The following is a 23,512-nucleotide window of genomic DNA, read 5'->3' as shown; positions in this document are numbered from 1 at the left end:
TCTTGCGAACGACGAAGTTCGGAGCCGCAAGCACTGTCAGGATGGCCTCGGCGGACACGGGGCCAGTTTGATCCGATACCGCGATTGCAGTGTTCAGAAGCTGCGTATTCGCGGTTGTTCCGGGAGGAACGACGAAAATGACCGAGAATGTTCGCGATTCGTCGGATGGCAGGAAGGGAATGACCTGATCGAACTGCAGTGCGGAATCCGTCACCCGGACGTTTGTTAGCGGCGCGTTGGAGAGGTTGGTTACCGTGAGGGTGTAGACCACGGTCTCGCCCGGCGCGGCGATCGCGGGGGCGACGGTCTTATCGATCGCGATTTCGTAGTCGGGAGGCCTAACAGGCGTCACGACGACGTTGGACGGGATGTCGCCGACATTAATCTCCCCGCCCGGTATGCTTTGGTATTCGAAGACGACCTCGGCTTGGTTCGAGATGAGCCCATTCTCCGGGAGCGATACGACGAGCGCCTGATAGGTCACGACGATCGACTCGTCCGGAGCCAGCGTTCCAAGGGAGATTCCGGCGACCGGATCTCCCGGCACGCTCTCTCCGTTCACTGTAATGCTGCCCGGAACGAATACCGTGTCGTTGGGCAGTCCGTCGAGAAGGAACATGGCGTTCGCTGACGTCGTGCCGCTATTCGAGATGACGACCGTATACGTCAGGATCTGCCCGATCTCAGCGACCTCGGCGTCGACGCTTTTCGTAACATCGATCAGCGGAGCGTTGATGTCGATGTATATCCCCACCACGAGTACCGCGTAGCCATCGTTGGTCGTACGGAGCTGGAATGCGGCCGAAGTCTGGTTGTTCGTCAGTGTATGGGAGATATCCACGTTCGTGATGTCCCAGCTCTGCCGTCCTCCCACGATCTGCGTGCCGGGATCGCCGTTGATCTGATTGCGGTCGCCGAACGTGCCGGTCGTGTCCAGGTTCCCGCTGTCGTCGTTAATCTGCGAAGCGAAGAAGTTGTTCAGGAAGTTGTTCGGTCCGGAGAGATTGACCAGGCTGGCTTCCGAAGGGCCGAACAGCACTTGATCGCCGACCTTGTTGGCGTCCCCGTCCTGGGCGCACAGCGCCATCCGGCCGCTGACCGGACCTTCGATCGGCGTCGCAAAGCCGGACAACATCGTCGTCACCGAAGGATCGCTGCCGAAGGCGATTTCGACAATGCCCACGTTGAGGCTCAGATTCCTGAACGGCAGGCTCGGATTTTCATAGACGACGCACAGCGTCCAGCCCGCATTGTTCGCCGTGCTGTTGCCGTTGTCGATATTACCGACTACGCCCCCTACCTTATAGGCGCCCGCGCCAGCCGCCCGTACCAGCGCGGTGACGTCGGCGGATCTTAAGTAGTTATCGGTCGCATTGCGATGGGAAATCTGGGCGGTGGCGGGATCAGGCGCGATGCTGAAGGTCGTCCCTGCCGGCGTTGTCATCCACACCGATTTATCGATGAAGGCGAAATAATTGTTCGTCCCGCCGGTAACGTTATATGTTCCCGCCCAAACGAGCTCCGCGTACAGCACCCTGCTGCCAGCAGGCAACCTCAGGAACGCGGTGGCGCTATCCAGGTTGAAGTCAGACGTTGTTCCGGGGGGGTAGCTGCCGAACTGCATGGACGTGTCCACCGTCGTGAACGCTCCGATATAATCGCGTGTTCCGGGTACGCCGTCCGTGCTTGAACGGCTCAAGCCCAAGGTATTTCCGGTAAACGTGATCGCTCCGGTGTCATTGCCGGTAAATCGCAGGATGAATGGCATCCCGTCTCCTCCGTTCCGCGTCGGGTCATCCATCCAGTATATGATCCGAAGAAGAGGGGGTTCCCGGAAAGGAGAACGCGCGGAGAAGATTTAATGGGCTGTGTCGCTCTGAGGGCTGTGACAGGTTGCCAAGGGGGCAGGCTGTTGCGGCCCTCTTTAGGCTAAACAGATTGCAAACAAGACGGTTTACTGAAACTGTCCGTTCGGTCTTTCGATTTCTTGCTGTCTCATTCCAAATCCGCATAGTCGCCTGCCGACTAGTGGTATAGTAGGTGCACATTGACCCCACGGAAGGAGTTGTAAGCGAGAAAATGCATGTCGAAATCGAACCAAAAATCTTGTACTTTGGCACTTCGGTTGTGCTTATCAGCACTATGAACGAGGACGGCACCCCGAATTTGGCTCCGATGTCTTCGGCCTGGTGGCTGAATCGTTCTTGCATGCTTGGGCTAAGCAGCAAATCGCAGACCGTCTTGAACCTGATCAGAGAGGGCGAATGCGTGCTGAACTTGCCGTCCGTCGACTTGATTCCAGCAATCGAAAGTCTCACTTTATTGACAGGCCGCAATCCGGTCCCGGAATCCAAGGCAGCCAGAGGCTATCGATTCGAAGCGGATAAGTTCGGCATCTCCCAATTGACCCCGTTGCCGTCGCGGGATGTCAGGGCGCCTCGCGTGCAGCAATGTCCGGTTCACTTAGAGGCAAAGCTCGTAAAGGTACACTCATTCGAAGAGCCGAGTTCCTTAGTCGCGTTGGAGGTCCATATTGAGAAAATTCACGTGGATCAGGCTTTAACGATGGGCGATCATCCTAATTATATTGACCCGTCCAAATGGAATCCGATGATCATGAATTTCTGTGAATATTTTGGTTTAAGCGATCAGCTTTCCGAGTCGCGATTGGCTCCGGTATTTGGCAACAGCTTGTTAAAATCGCAATAGAAAGACCGAAGCCCACCCTCGGCCGCGAAACCTTGGGGTGGGTTTTTACCCGTGCTGTACAGGACCGGATCGCATGGTGGCCATGCAGAATTTAAAGCTATAATGGAAAAAAACAAGAAAGGCAGATGCCTATGATTACGATTTATGATTGGTTCGGCTATGAATTGCAGAATCAGGAGCGGTATCGGTTAATAAAAGAGGCTGGATTTGATGGCGTCTTGTTGTGGTGGAGCGATGGCTTTGGTCGTGACTGCTTTGGCCGGGGCGATTACCGTAACGGGCCGCAAATTGCGCGGGAGGCGGGTCTTTTTATAGAAAATATCCACGCGCCAATCGAAAACGAAAACAGCCTCTGGCTTGACAATCTGGACGGAGAAGCCGTAACCGATTGCTACCTGCAATGTGTGGCAGATTGCGCCGAATTTGAGATTCCGGCAATGGTCGTGCATCTGCCCAACGAAAACCATCCATGTAACGCATTAGGTCTGGATAGAATGAAGACAATCGCTGAAAAAGCGGAACAACTTGGCGTCAATGTCGCGTTGGAGAATTTGTGGAACTTTTCCAACTTGACTTATGTGCTGGAGCAAGTGGACTCCCTGCGCATCGGATTCTGCTATGACAGCGGGCATCACTACCGCCATTATCCGGACACTGACTTATTATCCATGTATGGTTCTCGGCTGATGGCCCTGCATTTGCATGATAATAACGGCAGCTATGCCCAACACGGGTTACCTCTTGACGGTACGATCGACTGGTCTACAACCATGAAGCAAATTGCGGCAACGGACTATTCAGGCGCGATTGCTATAGAGGCCATGAATTGGGATTATAGGGATTTATCGGCTAAAGACTTTCTACATAAAGCGTTTGAACAAGCACAGAGGCTGGAAACATTAAAACTTCGTCGCGTAACCTAGAATCAACTTCCGAAGAAAGCTGGTACTCGCGTTCCACATACACCGCACCTACCGCCAACGATGCGTTCTAAAAAGCCAGTCGAGGACAGGCTTGGCGACAGGCTTGAGGACAAGCGTGATAGCGCCGATAAAGTCGGGACCCATGGCGCCGGGTGCTAGAAGGGACTTTTGCGAATATTGATCGTTTATGATATACGTCCACGTCGAGGAAGGACTTTTCAAGCCTAACCGTTCCCACTCGGAAGGATCGTTCGAATGACCGAGCCTTGCCAGCATGATCGAGGTTTCTTTTTCTATTTTCGCTGGAATTTCTTCGAACGCCTGGATAATTCGCGTATGAAACTCGTCGATCGGGTTGAGGTTCGCAAGGCCTTCCAAATGGATGCCTTCGCGAATATACGAAACATAAGCGAGATGCTCGGACCAAAACTTGTCCATATAAAACAATCTGACGCGCTGTTCCGAGGGACTCATTGGCGTTTCGCCGGTCAAAATAGCGAGGCGATCTTGATACAGGATACGCCTTTGCTCCTCCACCATATCCGAATAAAGGTTCAACTCCTGACGGATGTGAAAGTTCTGGCCCATGATCACGTGTTGAATGTGGCCGATTTTGTTGCGCAGCAGCGCTTCGTCGAGCGGCTCGTCCTGTTTGAGTTTCTTGTAGGAGGAGGGGATCGCTTTGTCGATGCCGAACCGCAAAATCAAATCGTCCTCCAAGCTTACGAAAAATACGGAAGCTCCCGGATCGCCTTGACGACCAGAACGCCCACGCAGTTGGTTGTCGATTCGAATGCTTTCGTTCGCGAGCGTGCCTATGACATACAGGCCGCCAAGCTTCACGACAACTTCCGCCTGCTTCGCGTCTCCGCCGCCAAGCCGTATATCCACGCCGCGCCCGGCCATGTTCGTGGACACGGTTACGGCGCCGATCTCTCCTGCTTTGGCAATGATTTCGGCTTCTTCCGAATCGTTTTTCGCGTTAAGCACATGACAATTGACGCCGATTAGACGAAGGCGCTCCGCCAAAATGCCCGACTCTTCGACGCTCGACGTGCCGATCAAAATCGGCCTTCCAGTCGCATGGACGGACGCGATTTCGGCGACCAGGGCATTCAGCTTCGCTTCCTTGTGGGTATAAATTCTGTGAGAGTGATCGATTCGGATACAAGGACGATTGGGCGGGATTTGAACCACCTGCAGCGAATAAATAGCCTCGAATTCAATCGCCGAAGTTTGACAGCAACGTTCATGGGCACCCGATCCTCTCTTCGCTACCGATAAATATGGATAGGTATACGCTTGTTGCTTATGGAAGTTTCAGGATCTTTTTGAGATGCTGAAGTCCGCGCTCTCTTTCAAGAATTTGCGCGGGCTTTTTTGTTAGGGCATTCGGTATCCTGCCAGGGGCGATTTTCTCGCTTTGCAGGCTTGCCGCAAAAATAAAACCGACACAATGATGTGCCGGTTAGTCAGTCATATCCAAAAGGAGAACCCTAAAAAAGTCATGGATACATACTAGCTTATAAAAAAAATCAACATAAGTCTATTTCTTTTTGGGCGTAGGCTATATGTTATATAAGCGACCGCGGCGCAAACGATCCATGAAGGGAGAATCCTGAATGATTACGCTCAGAAAAATCACTCTGGAAAACCGACGCGCTATATTTAACCTGGAGGTTTCCGAGGATCAACGGCGTTTTGTTGCGTCCAATCTGTCAAGCGTAGCTTCGTGTTATGTTCTGGCTGCCAATGGGGGACATCCGTTTCCGTTTGCTATCTATGCGGATGAGCTGCCGGTTGGTTTTGTTATGTTGGCTTATGGAATTACCGGATACGATGAACCGTCAATGGCGGTTGACAATTACTGCATCATGCGACTGATGCTCGATAAGCAACACCAGAACCGGGGCTACGGCCGGAAAGCCATGCACAAGATTCTTGAATTTATCCGTACCTTTCCCGCAGGGCCGGCTCAGTATTGCTGGATCCCTTATAAACCCGATAACGTTGCCGCCAAAAAGCTCTACGAAGGCTTCGGCTTCCGTGACAACGGCGAAATCTTCAATGACGAGTCTATAATCGTGTTAAGGCTCTGAGCGAGGGGGAGAAAAGGGTGAATGGTGAGAGAATGAGTACGAGACTTGATAGCGTTCGTTTCGTTGTTCAGGATATGATAATGTCCATTCCTAGCGAGATTCGAAAACAAGAGTCATGCGTTCAGCTGTACGGGGTGTCTGCCTTTGCTGCGATGCTCGCTATGAAACGCGGGTTGAATCAGGAACTGGCGGCGATTGCGGGGCTGCTTCACAACTATTACTTGTATAAGGCCGGCATTGACGATTTTCCCGGTATCAACAGTTCCGAGGCCGTGAGGCCGCTGTTAAGGGATATGAATATCTTGTCCCAAGAAGAGCAGACGACAATCTTGCGGGCGATCTTCTATCAGAAGGATAGAAGCAGAATTCATGGTGCGTATGAGGAGATCGTCAAGGATGCCTGCCTATTGCAGGGTTTCTTTCAAAATATGGGGCGCAGTTCTGCACCGCAGGATTCCGCCAGACTGCGAAAGGTGCTTCATGAATTGGCGATTTCAGTAGATTTGCCGGGAGAAGAATATAGCCCTGGTGGCGTAGAGGATCGTCAAGACATGGATAGACGCAGTAAGCTGGCTGATATTGCGGAAACGTTGGCGGGACTGAACATAGCTGGGGTGCCAGGGGATCGACGATACCGGGAAATCTGCAAATATTGGCCCGGCACGGCCGTATATCAAGAATTGCAAAACGGTTGGTGCGCCGCTTTTGTATATCATTGTTGTTGGCAAGCCGGATTTCAGTTGCCGATTCGATACCCGAACGGTGTATACAGGTTAGCTGGTGTGGGCGCTTGGTTAGAGTGGGCTCAACTGTCTGAAACGGGTTTTCTGTATCACGATGAACACGACGGGTTTGCTCCGCAGCGCGGGGATATCGTGATTTATGACAAGCTGCTTTCGAACGATCCGCATGACCATATTGGGATTGTTTTAGCTTGCGATGAGAAACAAATAACAGTCGCTGAGGGGAACAGGGATAATCGGAATTATTCAAGCGTTGTGAATAGAGATCGGGGGCGCTGTATCCTCGGATACATCCGAATCGACAACAACTACACTTTTCATTTTAGCGGCGAGTATAGTCCGATTCTGTAACTGCTGGGGACGTCAATAAGCCTGAAAATCCATAGAACTCAACCAACATTCCCAATGCGCAATTCAGATAGCTTTCAAGGGATACTGAGAACTGTTCCGATTGAACTTCCTATAACTGAGGGAGTTTCTACTTTCTTTGTAGTTACTTGCGTTCAGGCATAGTGAAGTCGGTACTTGGCAATTGTTTTATTTGGTGTGCATATGTTATAATGGCATCAGAAAGACCGAGTGCTGCGAACACTCGGCCTATACAATTGGCTTGGATGGGATGTCCCTTCAAGTTCAGCGACAAAAGCCCACCTTTGGCGAGTAACCTTGGGGTGGGTTTTTACTTTCTCTTGTAGTTATTCGCGATGTAAGTTAGAAGAGCAATGACAAAAGTTGAAAAAGCGATCATGATGAGAATTGCGTCTTTCGTTTCCATGGCTTCACCTCCTACAAAGTTTCCGAAGGAAACTTACTTCGAAAGCATATGCTCGAAGGGAAACCATGCCCACCCAAGGTATTCAATTGTACAAATTCATCTTACCTTATACATGAAATGAGATCAAATGTTCCTGTTAAAGCTATGAGAACGCCGTGTTCGATACGGGGCATCATTCGGAAGTTGACTCAAAAACTCGCCGTATGTTAGGATTGCTTTAATTAAAAGGGACGGAGGGGTTACGTGTGTTAAACTAATTCTTCGATATTTTGCGCACAGGGAATGGAATAGCGTTTTAAGGCTATTTTGTGTGCATTGTAATCGAAGAATGGTTTGCCTTCACGGTAACCCGGTTTAGAATGAACCCCCTTATTATTTATCCGATGCCGGACTGCCAGTTCGTCACAGGGTAATGATCTTAGCGCGTTCATTCTCAAATTCAATTTCGATTACTTCATGCACAGGCCGATAGCCTGTGTTTTTTATGTTATATATTTTATATATACTTGGAGGAATGTACATGAACGAACGATTAATAAAAGCGGATGGAATCGAAATTTGTACCGACAGCTTCGGACAGCAAGCCAATCCGGCTATTTTGCTGATTATGGGCGCCCAGTCATCAATGATTTGGTGGGAGGAGAAATTCTGCCAGCGTCTGTCGGAAGAGGGGCATTTCGTCATTCGTTACGACAACCGTGACGTCGGACGTTCGACAACCTACGAACCCGGTCAACCCGGGTATACTTTCGAAGACATGGCGGATGACGCCATCCGGGTATTGGATGCGTATAAGATCGAGCAAGCGCATATCGCGGGCATGTCCATGGGCGGCATGTTGACTCAAATGATCGCTTTGAGGCATCCAGAGAGAGTTCTAACCGTTACCCTGCTAGCAACGTCTAACTTCGCTCCGCATCTCCCTCCAATGGAGGAAAAGGTCATGAATTTTTTCTCGAATATGGGGGCAATAGATTGGACCGACGAACGATCGGTAGTCGAGTTTGCGATCGGCAGATCAAGAGTTCTCGTAGGTTCGAAACATGCCTTGGACGAGAACAAAGTTAGCTTGCTGACTAAACGAGAATGGGCAAGAAGTAAAAATATCGCCAGCATGAACAATCACGGATTGCTGACAGGTGGAGAATCCTATCTGACAAGGACGGGCGAAATCAGCGCGCCTGCTCTGATCATACACGGCACGGAAGATCCCATTATTCCTTACGAGCACGGGGAAAATCTGACTAACGAGATTCTGGACTCAGTATTGCTGACCCTGGAAGGTACGGGGCATGAGCTTCATTGCGATGACTGGGACATCGTTATTGAGGCGATTGCAAAGCACACTTCGAGGAAACGCGTATAGCAGGATGTAAGCTGGAATACGGAACGCGGCGAACGATCAACACCGATTTATGGTCGAGCAAAGGATAAAAATATAACGCCCTTCCGCTTCCTGTCGGGAAACGAAAGGGCGTTCCTCGTTACGCGCCGCATGCAAAGACATCGAGGGAGCAGGGGAGCTATCCGTCCAATGCTACTTGGTTAAACGGATGTCAAACTTCGTTCCGGCATCGCCGGCGAACACGATGATGCCGTTCTCGGGCAGCACGGTCGTATGGTCCGGACTGACGACGCCGAAATCCACGCAAATCCCGTTCTCGTCGTATACGGCATAAGAGCCCTTGGACGAAGGGGTTACCTTCATCGTTTTACCAGCGGCGCCTTCCGGGATCGAGAACCATTTGGCGTACCCGTTGTCCAGTATCGTGAGCGAGGAGCTGCCGCCCGAATAGATCGGCTTCAAGGCCTCTTCACCGACGAACAGACTGCCTCCGAGCTTCAAATATTCGATGCCGTTTTCCTCGAAAAAGTTGAATTCGTTGGCATCCCTTCCGCCCATAGCCGGGAGGTACAGGTCGGCAGCTGCCGTATTCGGTCCCGTTATTTTTTTATCCAGTACGTACCCCGGAGCTTCTTCGATCAACTGAATCTGCACCGACGAGGCCAGCAAATAAGAGAGCGACGTATATTTCTCGTTGATCGGATAATAACGTTTGTCGTCGCGCTTCGTCCAAGCCGCCAACGTCTCCTCGGATACGGAGTTGGGATCGAGCTTCTCGGCGGAATACTGCGACAACGCCAATTGGCCGAGTCCCGGGAGAGAGGCGTATTGACGGGTCCATAGGTAGGTACGTCCGTTGCTTTCCTTCACCAAGTCGATCCTTACGCTTCCGTCCGCGCTCCTGAACGAGCCGTCTGCCGCATAGGCGTAAATCTCGGCCGGGTAAACCGGCATCTGAGGAAGGGAGATCGACATTTCTCCGTCCTCGGAGATGTCTACCTTGATCAATTGATTGGTAGAGCCATAGATTCCCGAGAACTCCAGCCATTCCGAAGGCATATCGGTTTTGAAGGGTTTGCCGTACGACTTATCCGCTATGAACTCGCCGATCTCGCCCTTTTCCTTCAGGGCATTGAGCAGGATTTGGCTCGCCAGAAGCTGGTTCGTCGTGCTGGAGCCGCCGGACGAAAGTACGGCCGCCGCCATGTTCTTCCCGGGAAGAACGACCAGCGCCGCGTGATACAGAATGGTGTCTCCGCCCTTGGCCAGAGCCTGAATGCCGTAATTCCCGAACGGGAACAGATCTACGCTGTCCCAACCTAGTCCGTAGTTGACCGAGTTATCGGCATCCTGGGGCCAGAATCCTCGTGCATACTCTGCTTGCGCCGTCTCTTCCGCCGATTCGGACGACAGGATACCTTCAACCTGCCCCGTGAAAATTTGCGAGAATCGCACGAGATCCTCCGCCGTAGAGTAGATTCCTCCCGTTCCGATGACGTTCACCGTCTCATTCGGCAGCTGGTTGGCGAAGTGGGGAAGATAGAGTCCCGCCATCGCCGACACGCTCGGATGATCCAGCGGCGTCTTCGTATTCTTCATATTCAGCGGTTCCGTAAAATGACGATGGATGTAGGACGTGAAATCCGTGCCGCCGACTTTCTCTACCAAAATTTCCGCTAGAGTAAAGCAATCGTTGCAATAGACCGAATAAGCCCCCGGATCGGCTTTTAACTTCTGTCCGGCCAACTGTTCCAGCAGCGTATCGTGCGCGTATGTATCGTTATCCTCGAGTAAAAAAGCGTTTGCCAGCGACGATCCGTTAAATCCGGCGGAATGGTTCAGCAGCATGCGCGGCGTAATGTTCTTGTACCGCTTGTCTTCCATTTTGAATTCCGGAACGTACTGCGTGACGGGCGCATCCAGATCGACCTTGCCTTCGTCCGCGAGCTTCATCACGGCCGCCGAAGTGAACGCTTTGCTCACCGAACCGATGCCGTACATCGTATCCGCCGAGAGCGGCTTCTTGCCTTCCTGGTCATTGATGCCGGACTGTCCGGAGACGACGATCCGGCCTTGATCGATCAGCGCGTACTGCACGCTTGTCGTGCCGTATTGCCCCGTCAGGAGTTCAGCCGCATCGGATGCTGCTTTCTGCGTAGCTTCGTAAGTCGTCGGGTTTTCTTCGCTTGCGGAGGCTGCCCAGGCGCCCCCGGGAGCCAGCATGGCAAGGACCAACGTCAGGGATAAAAAACGAAACGGTTTTCTGCTTTTCATAATTACCTCCTCGGATACGTTGTATAAATATAGTACGAATAATCGTATCCGAGGTTCCGCAACTGCTAGAATCGGCCGCGCGGCACAACGAGAAGAGGACGCATCATCTCGTAATCTTCGTGTTCCAGAATATGGCGATTCCAGGTATACAGGCCGGTGTAGGTGACGAATCTTCGAATGATTGCAGCCGTGCAATAAGATTGCCTCGTTTAGCGCATACTTTAATCAATTCAACTGCCGGTTTTTTCACGGAAAGGAGATTTTTTTGCGGTGAGAAGAACGTATCCGTTAGTCTGCTTGCTCGCGTTGATCGCTCTATTGCTGGGGGCATCATGCGGCATCAAGCCGGATTCCGCGTCCCCGGCGCCCGCCGATTCGGCCGCGCCTTCAAGTCCCTCCACACAAGGCGTTCTCGGAGCGATCAAGGCGAGCGGCAAGCTGAAGATCGGCACGGAAGGTACCTATGCGCCTTTCACTTACCACGACAAAGACGGACGCTTAGTCGGGTTCGACGTGGAGATCGCGCGAGCGCTCTGCGAACGTCTCGGAGTCGAGGCCGAATTTATCGAGACGCCGTGGGACGGTATTTTTGCCGGACTGGATTCCAAGAGATTCGACGCGGTGTTTAACGAAGTCGCCATTCGGGACGACCGCAAGGAAAAATACGACTTTTCCGATCCGTACATCGTCTCCAAAGCGGTGCTCCTCGTTCATGAGGACAACAAGGAGATCAAGAAGCTGACCGATCTGAAAGGAAAGAAGTCCGCCCAATCGCTGACGAGCAATCTGAAGGACATCGCCCAGGCGAACGGCGCCGAGATCGTAGGCACGGAAGGCTTTAATCAGGCGGTCGATCTGCTGCTGTCGAAGCGGGCGGACGCGACCATTAACGACAACTTGTCTTTCCTCGATCTGAAGAAGCAAAGGCCGGACGTGAAAATTAAAGCGGTAGACGAGACGGACGAAGCTTCCTCCAGCGCCGCGTTGTTCCGGAAAGGCAACGACGACTTGGTCCAAGCGGTGAATGAAGCGCTCGCCGCGATCAAGAGCGACGGAACCTACATGGCGATCTCCGAGAAATACTTCGGGGCGGACGTATCCAAATAAAAAAGGCGTTATAAAGGGTGTCGGGAACGATGGACGATCGTCAGATTCAGATTATCAAGGATACCTTCTGGCCCCTGTTGGAAGCAGGGGTTATTTTCACCCTCCCGCTCACTCTGATTACTTTCGCGCTGGGCTTGATTATCGCCGTAATCACGGCGCTAGTCCGGCTGTCCGACTGGATGGTCCCCAAGTTTATCGCAAGCTTCTACGTGTGGGTCATCCGGGGAACGCCCCTTCTGGTCCAACTGTTTATTATTTTTTATGGCTTGCCCAGTGCGGGCATCATTCTCAGTCCGTATGTATCCGCCGTTATCGGGCTGTCGCTCAGCGTGGGCGCCTACGGTTCGGAAATCGCGCGAGCGGCGGTATTGTCGATTCAAAGGGGACAGTGGGAGGCGGCATATTCGCTTGGCATGTCGCGCACGCAAGCCTTAAGGCGAATTATTCTTCCGCAAGCGGCGCGCGTGTCCGTGCCTCCGTTCGGGAACTCCTTTATCGCTCTGGTGAAGGACACGTCGCTCGTATCCGTCATTACTTTCTCGGAGATGTTCCGCAAGTCGCAGGAGTATGTCGCTTTGTACTACGAGCCGTTAATCTTGTACAGCGAAGCGGCGGTCATTTACTTGGCGTTCAGCTCCGTTCTGTCGGTGCTGCAGCATCGTCTGGAGAAGCGGCTGGAACGCTTCTCCGCCGTATAGAGGAGGCGACGCGATGATCGAAATTCGCGGATTGCATAAGTCTTTCGGTTCTCACGAGGTGTTGAAGGGAATCGACGTCAGTCTCCCGAAGGGCAAGGTGCTCGTGATCATCGGTCCTTCCGGCTCCGGCAAGTCGACTCTGCTGCGCTGCTTCAATCTGCTGGAGGTGCCCGACCGGGGTTCGATTAAACTGGGAGATCACGCCTTCGAGTTTCGCGAGGGCGCCCGAATATCGGGGAAGGACATTATAGCGCTGCGCAAAGCGACGGGAATGGTATTTCAGTCTCTGAATTTATTTCCGCATATGACCGCTCTTGAAAATGTGATCGAAGCGCAAGTGACCGTGCAGAAGAGGAGCAAAAGCGAGGCCAGAGCGCGGGCGAAGGCGCAACTGGAGAAGGTGGGGCTGGCGGACAAAGCCGATTCCTACCCGCATAAGCTGTCCGGAGGACAACAGCAGCGGGTGGCCATCGCGCGCGCCATGGCGGTCGACCCGCAGGTGCTGCTGTTCGACGAGCCGACCTCGGCGCTCGACCCCGAATTGGTCGGAGAAGTGCTGAAGGTGATGAAGCAGCTGGCCGCCGAAGGGATGACGATGGCCATCGTCACGCACGAAATGAAATTCGCCGCGGATGTGGCCGATCACGTTCTTCTCATGGACGACGGGCGGATCATCGAGCAAGGATCCCCTCAAGAGGTGCTTCATCATCCGAAGACTCCGCGAGCCGTGCAATTTCTCAATCGTCTGCACGGAAAGTCGGAGGAATGAGTCGCTGCGACCGGGCCGCTTGTAAGGCAGTCTTGACATACGAGGAAGGGCTCGTTCCCGGTTGAGCCTCAGGGAGCGCTATCGGCCAGACGTGGATGATCTTGCATATTCTCTATCAAAGTCGTTATGAGGGCTCATCGATCTTCATCTTCGCTGCCCGGACTTCCGCTTTCCATGTCCGCTGAGCTGTAGCCGCGTCTTTGCGAATCTTTTCTCTTTCCGTGGCAGACAGTTAGGACTATGATAAAACAGCAAGCATGCTGATCGAAAGGATGGAACCGCCGAGGGGTTCCGCTAAGGCCGATAGGATGATATTCAAATATTGGCGCAGAGTTCGACTTTTACACAAATTAATCGTGATCGTCATCCTTTTTCTGATTTTTCCGGTTCTGGTCTTCGGATATTATTTGTTTTCCACGAGTTTGCCCCTGGCCCAAAAAGAAAGCCGAGAAATGCTAGAAAAGGTTGCCTACCAGCTGAATGAGAACATCGAATACCGGGTGATCGGCTACCAGAACATTCTGATGCAGATCGCGCTTGATCCTAGAATAACGACAGCCCTGATCCAGCCGTATCATTCTCTCCAAGAAGAAATCGTGGCGATCCAGCAGATCAATTCGGTCGTCAACCGGATCGGGGCGTATTTTCCGATGAGGAAAATCCAATTCTATAAAAACAATTCCAACCTGCATGAGGACGGCGGAACGATCTTAAATCTGGACAAGGCGGAGTCGGAGATCTGGTATCCCGCGATGGAAAAAGGCGGTCGGCAGTTTTACTGGCACTTCCAGAAACGGGGGGAGAGCGGTCAGCCTACTCTGCATTTGAGCATATGGCTTGTGGATTATTTGACCAACGAAAAATTCGGCATTATTCACATGGAAGTGACGAACCGGGCGCTGTTCGATCAGTTGTCCAATCCGTTGGAGTTCAAGAAAGGCTGGATTACGGTCGCTGATGCGCAGGGGAACCTCTTAACCGATTTCATGGACCGGCAGGCGGGCGATACGATTGGGCAAGTTCTGGAATGGAATCGGGTCTATGAAGAGCTGAGAGGTTGGTATCCGACGAAGGTCAACGGAAAGCAGAGCATGGTCGTATACGAAACGAACCGACTCGGGTGGAAGATTATAACGGTCGTCAGCCAGGAGGAGCTGTGGCAGAAGCTGCGATCGATCCAAAATGCGGCGCTGGCCGTCAGCATCGTGTTCGTCTTGTTGACGTTCTCCGTGCTTACCAGCTTCGGCCTTAAAGTGTCCAACCGTCTTAATTCTCTGATCCGAAGAATGAAAAGGGTGCGGGACGGAGACATGGGACTTACCGTCAAAGTATACGGAAACGATGAATTGGCCGACGTCGAAGAAGAGTTTAACAACATGTCCAGCCGATTGGAGAGGTCGCTTCAGGACATCTCCGAAGCCAGGAGCGCAGCCGAGATCGAGAAGCTGAAGCTGCTGCAGGCGCAAATCAATCCTCACTTTCTGTATAACACGCTGGCGCTTGTTAAAAGCATGGCCATGGACGTCGGCTCTTCCGAAATTAGCGGTACGGTGGATGCTTTGGCCACGTTCTATCGCTTGGCGCTTAACCGGGGAATTGATCTTCTGCCGTTGCGGGATGAGTTGGAGCACGTTCGCGCCTACTTGGATATTCACGAATCGAGATTCCCGGGCAGATTAACGACTCGTTTCGATGTCGAGGAAGAGGCCCTGTCCTGCGAAATCGTCAAAATTACGCTGCAGCCCCTCGTAGAGAACGCATGTTTGCACGCGTTTGTTCATACTGGGGGCCGAGGCAAGCTGACCATCGAAGCGAGATTGCGCGATCAAATGCTTTGCATTACAATCACGGATAACGGTTGCGGGATGACGCCAAAAAAATTGCAGGAGCTGATGATGAACGCCAACGAAGCGGAGCAACGCGCGGGATTCGGGATCTACAACGTAAGCGAACGGTTGAAGAGGCACTACGGCGAATCGTTCGAGTTCGGCATCCGCAGCGCTCCCGGAGAAGGCACTTCGATTCAATTGCGAATTTTTCAGCCGGGCGCCCTTCAAGCTTCACCGGGTGATTCCTAAGGAGGTAGCTGACATGGATTTTAAAGTGTTTGTCGTAGACGACGAGGAACGCCAGCGGAACGCGATCATTAGACATGTGGATTGGAAGCGGTATCACATGCGCGTCACCGGACAAGCGGAGGATGCGGGTTCGGCGATCGAGCTGGCCGGGCAGGACGTTCCCGACCTGCTCGTCACGGATATACGAATGCACGGAGTCAGCGGGCTCGAGCTGTCCGCCAGGATGAGAGAGCTAAACCCCCGGCTGCGCGTCATCGTCGTTACCGGCTACGAAGAGTTCGATTACGCCAAGTCGGCGCTTGACATTGGCGTCGATGCGTTCCTGGTCAAGCCAATCAGGTTTGAAGAATTGTCGGCGATTCTGGAGCGGATCTGCGAAGCGGAGAGGCAGGAATTGTCGAAGATGAGAGAGGATATACGGATTAAGGAGCAGCTCGACGCCTTCAAGCCGATCGCGCGCGAACAGTTGCTTCAAGAAGCGATGCACGGGCTGATTATCGGGGAAGAGGCGATCCGGGCACGGGCCGATGCGCTCGGGATGTTCTCGCGGAAGGGCCTGCGGCGAGTGTTCGTCGTCGTGATCGAGCCGGACACGGACGCTTCCGGCTCGAGAGAGGAGCGGGTTTCTCAAGTCGGACAAGCGTTCGGGGAGACGGCTTCGCTTCAGTGCGGTCCCTTTTTGGAGGAGAGGATGACGACGCAGCGCGGCAATATCGTTCTTCTTCTGCAGCAGCAGGAAGAGTCTGATTTCGAGCGCGAGACGGAGCTCCTCCTTGACTGCCTCGGCCGCGAAGCCGCCCGGATCGAGGGCTGCAAAATCAGCCTTGGAGCCGGCCCGATCGTCGATACGTTGAGCCAATTGAGCAAAAGCTTCCTGTTGGCGCAAAGAGCGGTTAATCGGAGGCTTCTCGGCAACGACGAGCGAACCTTCAGTTGGCGCGATCTGCAAGAGACCGGGCAGAGCCCCGACAAGAGCGCGGAAGAGCTGATCGGCGATTTCTTCGAAGTGTTCGCGGCTGGAGACAGCCAGAGCAGCCTGAGCCTGCTAGGGGAGATCGTACGCAGAATTGCCGGCAACCTGCAGATCGACGAGACCCAGCTCAGAAGCTTATGTCTCCAACTGACCAGCGGCGCCAACCGCATCGCGGCGGAGATCGGCGACGTCGGTCGCCGGATCGGTCCGGAGAAGAAGCTGTGGGAGCAGATTCTGGCCTGCAGGGAAGAGCCGGAGCTTCTGCAGGAGACGGTGCGAATCATCACCGGCTTGTGCGATTTCATTGCGGACAAGAAAAAAAGTCCCTCTCAGATCGTCGTCCAGAATGCGCTGGATTATATGCATAAGCATTATTCGGAGAACCTGTCCTTGCGCTCGGTGGCCGAGTCGGTCTTCCTGAGTCCCAATTACTTGGGAGCGCTGTTCCGGTCCGAGCTGGGCGTGTCCTTCACCGACCAGCTCATTCAAATCCGGGTGAACAAAGCCAAGGAATTGCTGCGCCAGCCGCAGCTGAAGCTATATGAGGTGGCGGAGAACGTCGGCTACCAAAACATCGGTTATTTTACGAATCTGTTCAAGCGTATGACGGGATGGAGTCCCAAAGAGTATAGAACGTACCTGGGAATCTCCCAGCAAGATTAACTCATCGGAGCGGCGGGCGCAGAAGGCCCGCCGCTTCTTTTCTTTTGGGACAAGTCCGAGTGAATAAAGCGTCATAGCGTAATTTATCGTGCATTGCGATTATTGTAAGCGCTTCTATCGTTGCCTATAATGAGACTCACGCGCGGAATAGACACAGCATCATGACCGGTCGGCAAGACTTATTCAGCTGAAGAAAGGGGAATCTCCGCAAGTGACTTCACTCCATGCTATCGCAAGGAAAGGCTTGCTGCCGCTCTACGCCTTTGTTTTGCCGGGCATTGCGCTTATCGTGCTATTCAACTACATTCCGATGCTTGGGCTGCAGATCGCTTTCAAGGACTACAGCTTTCGCGACGGGATCTGGGGAAGCTCCTGGATAGGCTGGCAAAACTTCGAAGAGTTCGCGGCCAGCACGGATTTCTGGAGAGCGACGGGAAATACCTTCTTGTTAACGCTGCTCCGGCTGCTCTTCGTTTTCCCGACGACGATCCTAGTTGCGTTGCTTATCAATGAAGTCCGAGCAATGCGATTCAAGCGCTTCGTTCAGTCGTTCAGCTATTTGCCGCACTTTATTTCATGGATCGTCGTTATCGGTTTTCTCGATGCGTTCCTGTCGATTGACGGCGGCGGGGCCAACTCGCTGCTAAGAGCCTTCGGCGTCGAACCGATCGCCTTTATGGGATCGGAAGGGTGGTTCCGTCCGATCTTCGTTCTAAGCAGTATGTGGAAGGAAATCGGATGGGGGACGATTTTATATTTGGCGGCGATCGCCGGCATTAATCCGGTGCTTTATGAAGCCGCTGTCATGGACGGGGCCGGCCGCTTCGCCCAGATGCGCTATATTACGCTTCCGAGCCTGGTTCCTATCATCTCGATTGTTCTCATTCTAACGGTTCCGAGTTTGTTGAGCGTCGGTATCGACCAGATTTATGCGATGATCAATCCGGCCAACATCGGCGTAGCCGAAGTCATCGACACCTATGTGCTGAGAATCGGGATCGGGCAGGCCCAATATTCCCAAACGACGGCCATCGGACTAGTGATGAGCGTGATCTCGACCATCTTGCTTCTGCTCAGCAACGCGATATCCAAACGGATCGGGGGCGAAGGGATATGGTAGGAAAGCGGGTGAGCGAATGGGACGGCTAACGCTGGCGGATCGCACTTTTAACGTATTCAACGGATTGTTTCTAAGCTTCTTTGCATTTCTGTGCGCCTACCCTTTGTGGTACATTCTGATTCTTTCGTTGAACGAAGGAAGAGACGCGAGCTTGGGCGGGATTTACTGGCTGCCGAGAGCGGTTACGCTAGATAACTTTCGGGTCATCCTGTCCGACGATACGATTATCAACGCGTTCTGGATCACGGTGGCGCGTACGGCAATCGGGACGATCGGCTCGCTGCTGGTCACGTCGATGGTCGCTTACGCCTTGTCCAGGAAGGAATTGCCCGGACGAAAGCTCCTATTGCTTTTATTCTTGTTCATTATGCTGTTCAACGGCGGATTGATCCCTTATTATTTGCAGCTAATGAATTTAGGCCTGATCAACAGCTTTTGGGTTTACGTCGTTCCGGGGATGTTCAGCATCTGGAATATGTTCGTCATGAAGACGTCTTTTCAGAACAACATTCCCGAAAGCGTGGTAGAATCGGCTAAACTGGACGGGGCAGGCTATACTAGAATTTATTTTCACATCGTACTTCCGTTTTCCGTACCCTTATTCGCGGCTCTCGGTTTATTTACCGCCGTCGGACAGTGGAACGATTGGTTTACGGGAGCCTTCTTTGTGAACGATCTGTCCCTGCAGCCGCTTCCCACTTACTTGCAGCGAATTATGAGCACCATTGAAGCGAGCAATATGATCAGCGCCAGCCAATTGGCCAATGCGAATTCAACCAGCATGTACAATCCGGATGCGATCACCTCCAAGTCTGTCCGCATGGCTACCACCGTCATAACGATATTGCCGATCCTATTCGTCTACCCTTTCGTACAGCGATTTTTCGTCAAGGGCGTGCTGATCGGCTCGGTCAAGGAGTAGCGCCGGCAGGCGTGCAATTCGAAACTTTTCATAGTTGATCCAACGATCACATAAGGGGGAAATTCAGTATGGGAATCAAGTTTAAGAAGAGCGCGATAACGACATTGTCATTGGTCTTGACGGCATCTCTGGTTGCGGCCTGCAGCGGAAAAGACGGTGTATCCCCTTCAGCAAGCGAGGGCGGGAAGGAGAGCGCGGCGGCTCAGCAGCCGAAATATTCTTTATACGCGCCAGCTCTAACGACGCCTGTCAATCTGGAAGGGCAGATCACTCAGGAGGTCATGAAGAGATCGGGGATTACTTGGGATAAAGTGGAGATCGGCAATGGGGGAGACCTGACTCAGCAAATCAACCTGAAGCTGGTGGCCAGCGAATTCCCGGATGCGATTATTCTGCCCTCCGACAGCCTGATTTGGTCGAGACTGATAGACGAAGACAAGCTGCTTCCGTTGGACGAATACTTCGAGAATGAAGCCGAATATCCGAATCTGGCCAAGATCGACGACCGGATCATCGATAACTGGCGGGCGGCGGACGGTCATATTTACTTCGTGCCATCGGCGTACGAGCAGGTGGTAGACGAACCTTCCGCTTGGCAGGGCAATGCCCAGGGGCTGTGGGTTCAGAATACGCTGCTGGAGAAAGTCGGCATGACCTTTGAAGACTTGCAGACGCTCGAAGGCTTTGAGAGCTATCTAAACGCGATCAAGGGGATGAAAGACGAACAAGGACGAGACGTCATTCCCTTGTCGCTCGGCGGCGAGAATTTTGCGGGCCTCGAGGTGGTACTGTCGATGTTCGGCGTCAGCAGCTCCGGCAATGGCTGGAATGAGCAGGACGACGGCACGGTCATTCAGGATTACAAGCTTCCCGGATTCAAACAAGCGTTCCAATGGCTGAATCGTATGAACTTGAACGTCCTATTGGATAAGGAAACGGCCTTCCAGAAGAAGGATCTGTTCCTGGAGAAAGTGAATAATGTGCGGTTTGGCGCCATGCTCTCCGGAGGATGGGACAATCCGAACCTGACGCTGCTTAGAAACAACAAGATTCCGGAAGCGATCTCGTACAAGGAGCTTGAAGCCCAGGGCTTCCCGGCCGGCTGGTTTTTCCCCACGAAGCTTCCGGCCCTGCCCGGCGTCAAACCGGCTCAATATGCGAACTTTAACCCGTTCGGCAACAACGGAGCGGGAATCAGCGCGAACGCGAAGGATCCGGATCGGCTGATGAAAGGGATCGATTGGATGCATACGGAGGAAGCCTTTATCCTGATGGAGTACGGAATGGAAGAGATGGGCGCTTATCGTATGGAGAACGGCGCCGTCGTCGTCAACGAAGAAGTGTTCAGAGGCCCTCAATTCTGGGGAGGGGACGCAGGCGGCATGGCCAACGTCACGGAGCACGGATTCTGGTGGTGGAAAAATTTCGCAAGCGTCGGCAACACGCATATCAAGACGATGGAATCGCCATGGCCCGCTTACAACGCCATGCTCTATCAGGCGGAGGAGCTGAACCACGAGCAAGGAACGTTCGGTCTGATCCCTAAGGCCAACCGGATTAAGCCGATTATCGGAGGCAAGGTGGAGAAGTATACGCCGGTGCAAGCCGATATCCGTTTGCAGTACTATGCGAAGATGCTTGTGGCCAAAAACGAGCAGGACTTCGAAACGGCTTACAACCAGTTCCTGAACGAGATGAAGGTTCGCGGCCACGACGAAGAGACGAACGAGGAGTTCAACGAGCAATTCAAGGCTTATAGCGATACGCCGGCGGGCAAGATCGAAATTTCGGTCAAACGCACTTTGCCTCGCAATGTATACAACGATAAGCCGATGATCGTCGGTGAATAACAGAAGTGGAGCGTGAAATCTTGAATTCAACGTCAACGGTCGCACCGAATCATGTCAATATCATCAATTTTATTCGCGGCGTAGAGCCGAGAGAGCCGATCGACCTGCTCGAGCCGGTGAGGGAGCAGTTGGCGCTGGTACAGAAGCATGGCTTGCGGGCGACGTGGTTGCTTCAATACGACGCGTTGATTCAACCGGCCTTTACCGATCTGCTTCATCGAGAAGCGAATGCTTCCCAGGAGATCGGCGTATGGTTTGAGGTCGTTCAGCCTTTGGCGGAGAAGGCCGGCATTCCGTGGAGAGGCCGATTCGCCTGGGATTGGCACGCCCATATCGCCTTCTCCGTCGGCTATACGCCGCGGGAGAGAGAACGGATGGCGGATGTGCTGATGGAGGACTTCCGGCAAGTGTTCGGTCATTACCCGCAATCGGTCGGCTCCTGGTTCCTGGACGCGCATTTGCTCGGATATTTGTGGGACAAATACCAGATTGTCGCTTCCTGCAACTGCAAGGATCAGTGGGGAACGGACGGCTATACGCTATGGGGAGGCTACTATAATCAAGCCTACTACCCCAGTCGGAAGAACGGCTTCATGCCCGCTCAGACGGCGGAAGGCCAAATCCCGGTTCCCGTGTTCCGCATGCTGGGCAGCGATCCGATCTACCAATACGACGCCAAGCTCGGCGGAAACGGACAGAGCGTCATTACGCTAGAGCCGGTCTATTCGGGCGAGGAAGGCGGAGGCGGCATACCGAAGTGGGTCAGATGGTTTTTCGACGTCAATTTCCGCTCCGAGCAAGTGTCCTTCGGCTACGCTCAGGTCGGACAAGAAAACTCGTTCGGTTGGGCGCTGATGAAGGACGGCTTAATCGACCAGGTGGAATTGCTCGCCGCCAAGCAGGCGGAGGGGGCGCTGACCGTCCAGACGTTGGCGGAGTCGGGCAGATGGTTCAGGCGGCAGTATCCGGTCACGCCGGCCGCATCCATCTGCGCACTCTCGGATTGGCGGGACGAAGGGCGTCAATCCGTATGGTACAATAACCGGTTTTATCGAATGAATCTGTTGAATAACGGTGGTGAGCTCTCGATTCGAGACATTCATCTATTCGACGAGAACTATGAAGAGAGGTACTTGCAGGACGTATGTCCGGACCGGAACAGCCATTACGACACGCTCCCGGTCGTGGACAGCGCCCGTTGGAGCGACGAGCGCGTATCCGCCGGCATTCGTCCGGTCGCGTTCGACAATGAAGGGAGAGAGCTGCCGATCGCAGTGAGAGCTATCGACACGGACGAATCGACGGACGGCGAGCTCGCGCTGCGCCTTCATCTGGCAGACGAGCATACGCTTCATATTCGCTGCTCGGAGCAGGGCGTGAGCTTTGCCGCCGACTGGCTGGATTGGGGACTCCGTCTCCTCTGGGGCGATACTCCCGAACTGCCGGAGGTGAAACTGGAGCAGGAGGGCATCGCGTACGCGTTCAATGGCCATTTGTACCGGATCGGAACAGAGGGGGCGCGGCCGCCGGTTCTCTTGACCGAAGGGAAGCGAGGCGTCGGAAACGGGATCGAGTTTCGCGCCGCTGGCAGTGAACTGAAGTTGAGATTGAGCAGATGATACAATAATAGGACACGAGACACCGGAACGTGCGAGCGAGCCGGCTGTCTCGTTGTTCGCTTTGGTCGTCCATGTCCGTCGCGCGGATACTGAAAGGAGTGTTAACGTGAGCTTGTTCGAAGGCTTGAAAAGAGAGTTCTCCGATCCTTCACCGGAATACAGGCCGCAGCCGTTCTGGTTCCTGAATCACGATTACAAGAAAGAAGAGCTGGAGTGGCAGCTCGAGGAGATGAAACGGCAAGGCATCGGCGGAGTCGTGCTCCATTCGAGGCACGGCAAGAGCGCGGAGTATATGTCGCGAGAATACTTGGATATGCTGGCCTTCTGCACGGAGGAGTGCAAGAAGCGGGACATGGTCGTATGGCTGTACGATGAAGACAATTGGCCAAGCGGCACCTTCGGCGGAAAGCTGACGAGGCGGCATCCGGAGTATCGGATGCGCTATTTGCGTCTGGAGGAGAGGCGGCACGAGGGCGCAGAGACGGTACAGCTCGATTTTCGGGACGAGGAGAATAACGAGCTGATCGCTATTCTCGCTTACCGCGTGCTTCGGGAGGAAGGCGAGCGAGTCGTTCTGGCGAAGGAGCCGTACGAGATTACGCACTTGCGGTCGCAGGGCTGGGCGCCCCCTCAGTCCGGGAAGTATGTGATCTTGGCTTGCTGGGAATGCGAGATTGCCGAGAAGGTCACCTTCGGAGCGGGATACTATCTGGATACGATGAACCCCGAGGCGGTGCAAGCCTTCGTTAATGTCGGTTACGAGCCGTTTCTTGAACTGCGGGAGCATTTCGGCCGCACGATACGGGGCGTCTTCACCGACGAGCCGGGCTTGATGATTCATGACG

Annotated in this window: 17 protein-coding genes and 1 pseudogene; 14 read left to right on the top strand and 4 right to left on the bottom strand. The window is 53.4% G+C overall.

Translation table 11 applies throughout. The annotated features are described in order from the left end of the window. Positions 1 to 1,768: COG1361 family protein (locus ACESLM_RS17010; RefSeq protein ID WP_372632778.1), on the bottom strand; the 1,768-nt coding region annotated here is incomplete at its 3' end. Between the two features lie 311 nt (positions 1,769 to 2,079). Between ACESLM_RS17010 and ACESLM_RS17005 the strand changes: the two genes are divergently transcribed. Further along, positions 2,080 to 2,709, top strand: a complete 630-nt coding sequence (locus ACESLM_RS17005; RefSeq protein ID WP_372632777.1) for a flavin reductase family protein — start codon at positions 2,080 to 2,082, stop codon at positions 2,707 to 2,709. A gap of 131 nt (positions 2,710 to 2,840) precedes the next feature. Further along, positions 2,841 to 3,632 (top strand): sugar phosphate isomerase/epimerase family protein, encoded by a 792-nt coding sequence (locus tag ACESLM_RS17000; protein WP_372632776.1) that lies wholly within the window; start codon positions 2,841 to 2,843, stop codon positions 3,630 to 3,632. A gap of 48 nt (positions 3,633 to 3,680) precedes the next feature. Here the strand turns inward: ACESLM_RS17000 and ACESLM_RS16995 are convergent. Then, positions 3,681 to 4,865, bottom strand: a pseudogene (locus ACESLM_RS16995) (preprotein translocase subunit SecA); the annotation flags it as partial. Positions 4,866 to 5,254: 389 nt separating this feature from the next. Here ACESLM_RS16995 and ACESLM_RS16990 point away from each other — a divergent pair. Both ACESLM_RS16990 and ACESLM_RS16985 read left to right on the top strand, forming a co-directional pair. Further along, positions 5,255 to 5,731: a GNAT family N-acetyltransferase gene (locus ACESLM_RS16990; RefSeq protein WP_372632775.1), complete on the top strand. Its 477-nt coding sequence runs from the start codon at positions 5,255 to 5,257 to the stop codon at positions 5,729 to 5,731. A 17-nt stretch (positions 5,732 to 5,748) separates the two neighbouring features. Continuing rightward, positions 5,749 to 6,825: a CHAP domain-containing protein gene (locus ACESLM_RS16985; protein WP_372632774.1), complete on the top strand. Its 1,077-nt coding sequence runs from the start codon at positions 5,749 to 5,751 to the stop codon at positions 6,823 to 6,825. A gap of 328 nt (positions 6,826 to 7,153) precedes the next feature. On the opposite strand, the gene ACESLM_RS16980 is transcribed toward ACESLM_RS16985, so the two are convergent. Beyond that, positions 7,154 to 7,222, bottom strand: coding sequence for a putative holin-like toxin (locus tag ACESLM_RS16980; protein WP_246061932.1), 69 nt, complete (start codon positions 7,220 to 7,222; stop codon positions 7,154 to 7,156). Positions 7,223 to 7,769: 547 nt separating this feature from the next. On the opposite strand from ACESLM_RS16980, the gene mle reads away from it, so the two are divergent. Continuing rightward, complete coding sequence (mle, locus tag ACESLM_RS16975) at positions 7,770 to 8,615, top strand: alpha/beta fold macrolide esterase (RefSeq protein WP_372632773.1); 846 nt, start codon at positions 7,770 to 7,772, stop codon at positions 8,613 to 8,615. Positions 8,616 to 8,786: 171 nt separating this feature from the next. On the opposite strand, the gene ACESLM_RS16970 is transcribed toward mle, so the two are convergent. Then, positions 8,787 to 10,868 carry a serine hydrolase domain-containing protein gene (locus ACESLM_RS16970; protein ID WP_372632772.1) on the bottom strand — a complete coding sequence of 694 codons (2,082 nt, stop codon included), beginning with the start codon at positions 10,866 to 10,868 and terminating at the stop codon, positions 8,787 to 8,789. Positions 10,869 to 11,138: 270 nt separating this feature from the next. On the opposite strand from ACESLM_RS16970, the gene ACESLM_RS16965 reads away from it, so the two are divergent. The 9 genes from ACESLM_RS16965 to ACESLM_RS16925 all read left to right on the top strand — a co-directional run bounded on the left by ACESLM_RS16965 (position 11,139) and on the right by ACESLM_RS16925 (position 22,667). Continuing rightward, positions 11,139 to 11,975: an amino acid ABC transporter substrate-binding protein gene (locus tag ACESLM_RS16965; RefSeq protein ID WP_372632771.1), complete on the top strand. Its 837-nt coding sequence runs from the start codon at positions 11,139 to 11,141 to the stop codon at positions 11,973 to 11,975. Positions 11,976 to 12,004: 29 nt separating this feature from the next. Next, complete coding sequence (locus ACESLM_RS16960; RefSeq protein ID WP_372632770.1) at positions 12,005 to 12,673, top strand: amino acid ABC transporter permease; 669 nt, start codon at positions 12,005 to 12,007, stop codon at positions 12,671 to 12,673. A gap of 13 nt (positions 12,674 to 12,686) precedes the next feature. Beyond that, entirely contained in the window at positions 12,687 to 13,442 is a 756-nt protein-coding gene (locus tag ACESLM_RS16955; protein WP_372632769.1) for an amino acid ABC transporter ATP-binding protein, read from the top strand. Positions 13,443 to 13,894: 452 nt separating this feature from the next. Beyond that, the gene (locus ACESLM_RS16950; protein ID WP_372632768.1) at positions 13,895 to 15,520 is read left to right on the top strand and encodes a sensor histidine kinase; all 1,626 of its coding nucleotides are present in this window, start codon (positions 13,895 to 13,897) and stop codon (positions 15,518 to 15,520) included. A gap of 13 nt (positions 15,521 to 15,533) precedes the next feature. Then, a complete protein-coding gene (locus ACESLM_RS16945; protein ID WP_372632767.1) occupies positions 15,534 to 17,156 on the top strand; it encodes a response regulator in 1,623 nt (540 codons plus the stop codon). 211 nt (positions 17,157 to 17,367) lie between these two features. After that, positions 17,368 to 18,276, top strand: a complete 909-nt coding sequence (locus ACESLM_RS16940) for an ABC transporter permease (RefSeq protein ID WP_372632766.1) — start codon at positions 17,368 to 17,370, stop codon at positions 18,274 to 18,276. Positions 18,277 to 18,292: 16 nt separating this feature from the next. Further along, on the top strand, positions 18,293 to 19,198 hold the full coding sequence (locus ACESLM_RS16935; protein WP_372632765.1) for a carbohydrate ABC transporter permease: 906 nt from the start codon (positions 18,293 to 18,295) through the stop codon (positions 19,196 to 19,198). A gap of 68 nt (positions 19,199 to 19,266) precedes the next feature. Beyond that, positions 19,267 to 21,048: a type 2 periplasmic-binding domain-containing protein gene (locus tag ACESLM_RS16930; RefSeq protein WP_372632764.1), complete on the top strand. Its 1,782-nt coding sequence runs from the start codon at positions 19,267 to 19,269 to the stop codon at positions 21,046 to 21,048. Positions 21,049 to 21,068: 20 nt separating this feature from the next. Continuing rightward, positions 21,069 to 22,667, top strand: coding sequence for a hypothetical protein (locus ACESLM_RS16925; protein WP_372632763.1), 1,599 nt, complete (start codon positions 21,069 to 21,071; stop codon positions 22,665 to 22,667). Positions 22,668 to 23,512: the final 845 nt, after the last annotated feature.

Origin of the sequence: Cohnella sp. (genome assembly GCF_041641335.1) — a bacterium.
Classification (GTDB): domain Bacteria; phylum Bacillota; class Bacilli; order Paenibacillales; family Paenibacillaceae; genus Cohnella.
The sequence above is the reverse complement of the archived record's forward strand: the minus strand, read 5'-3'. Positions and strand labels throughout refer to the sequence as shown.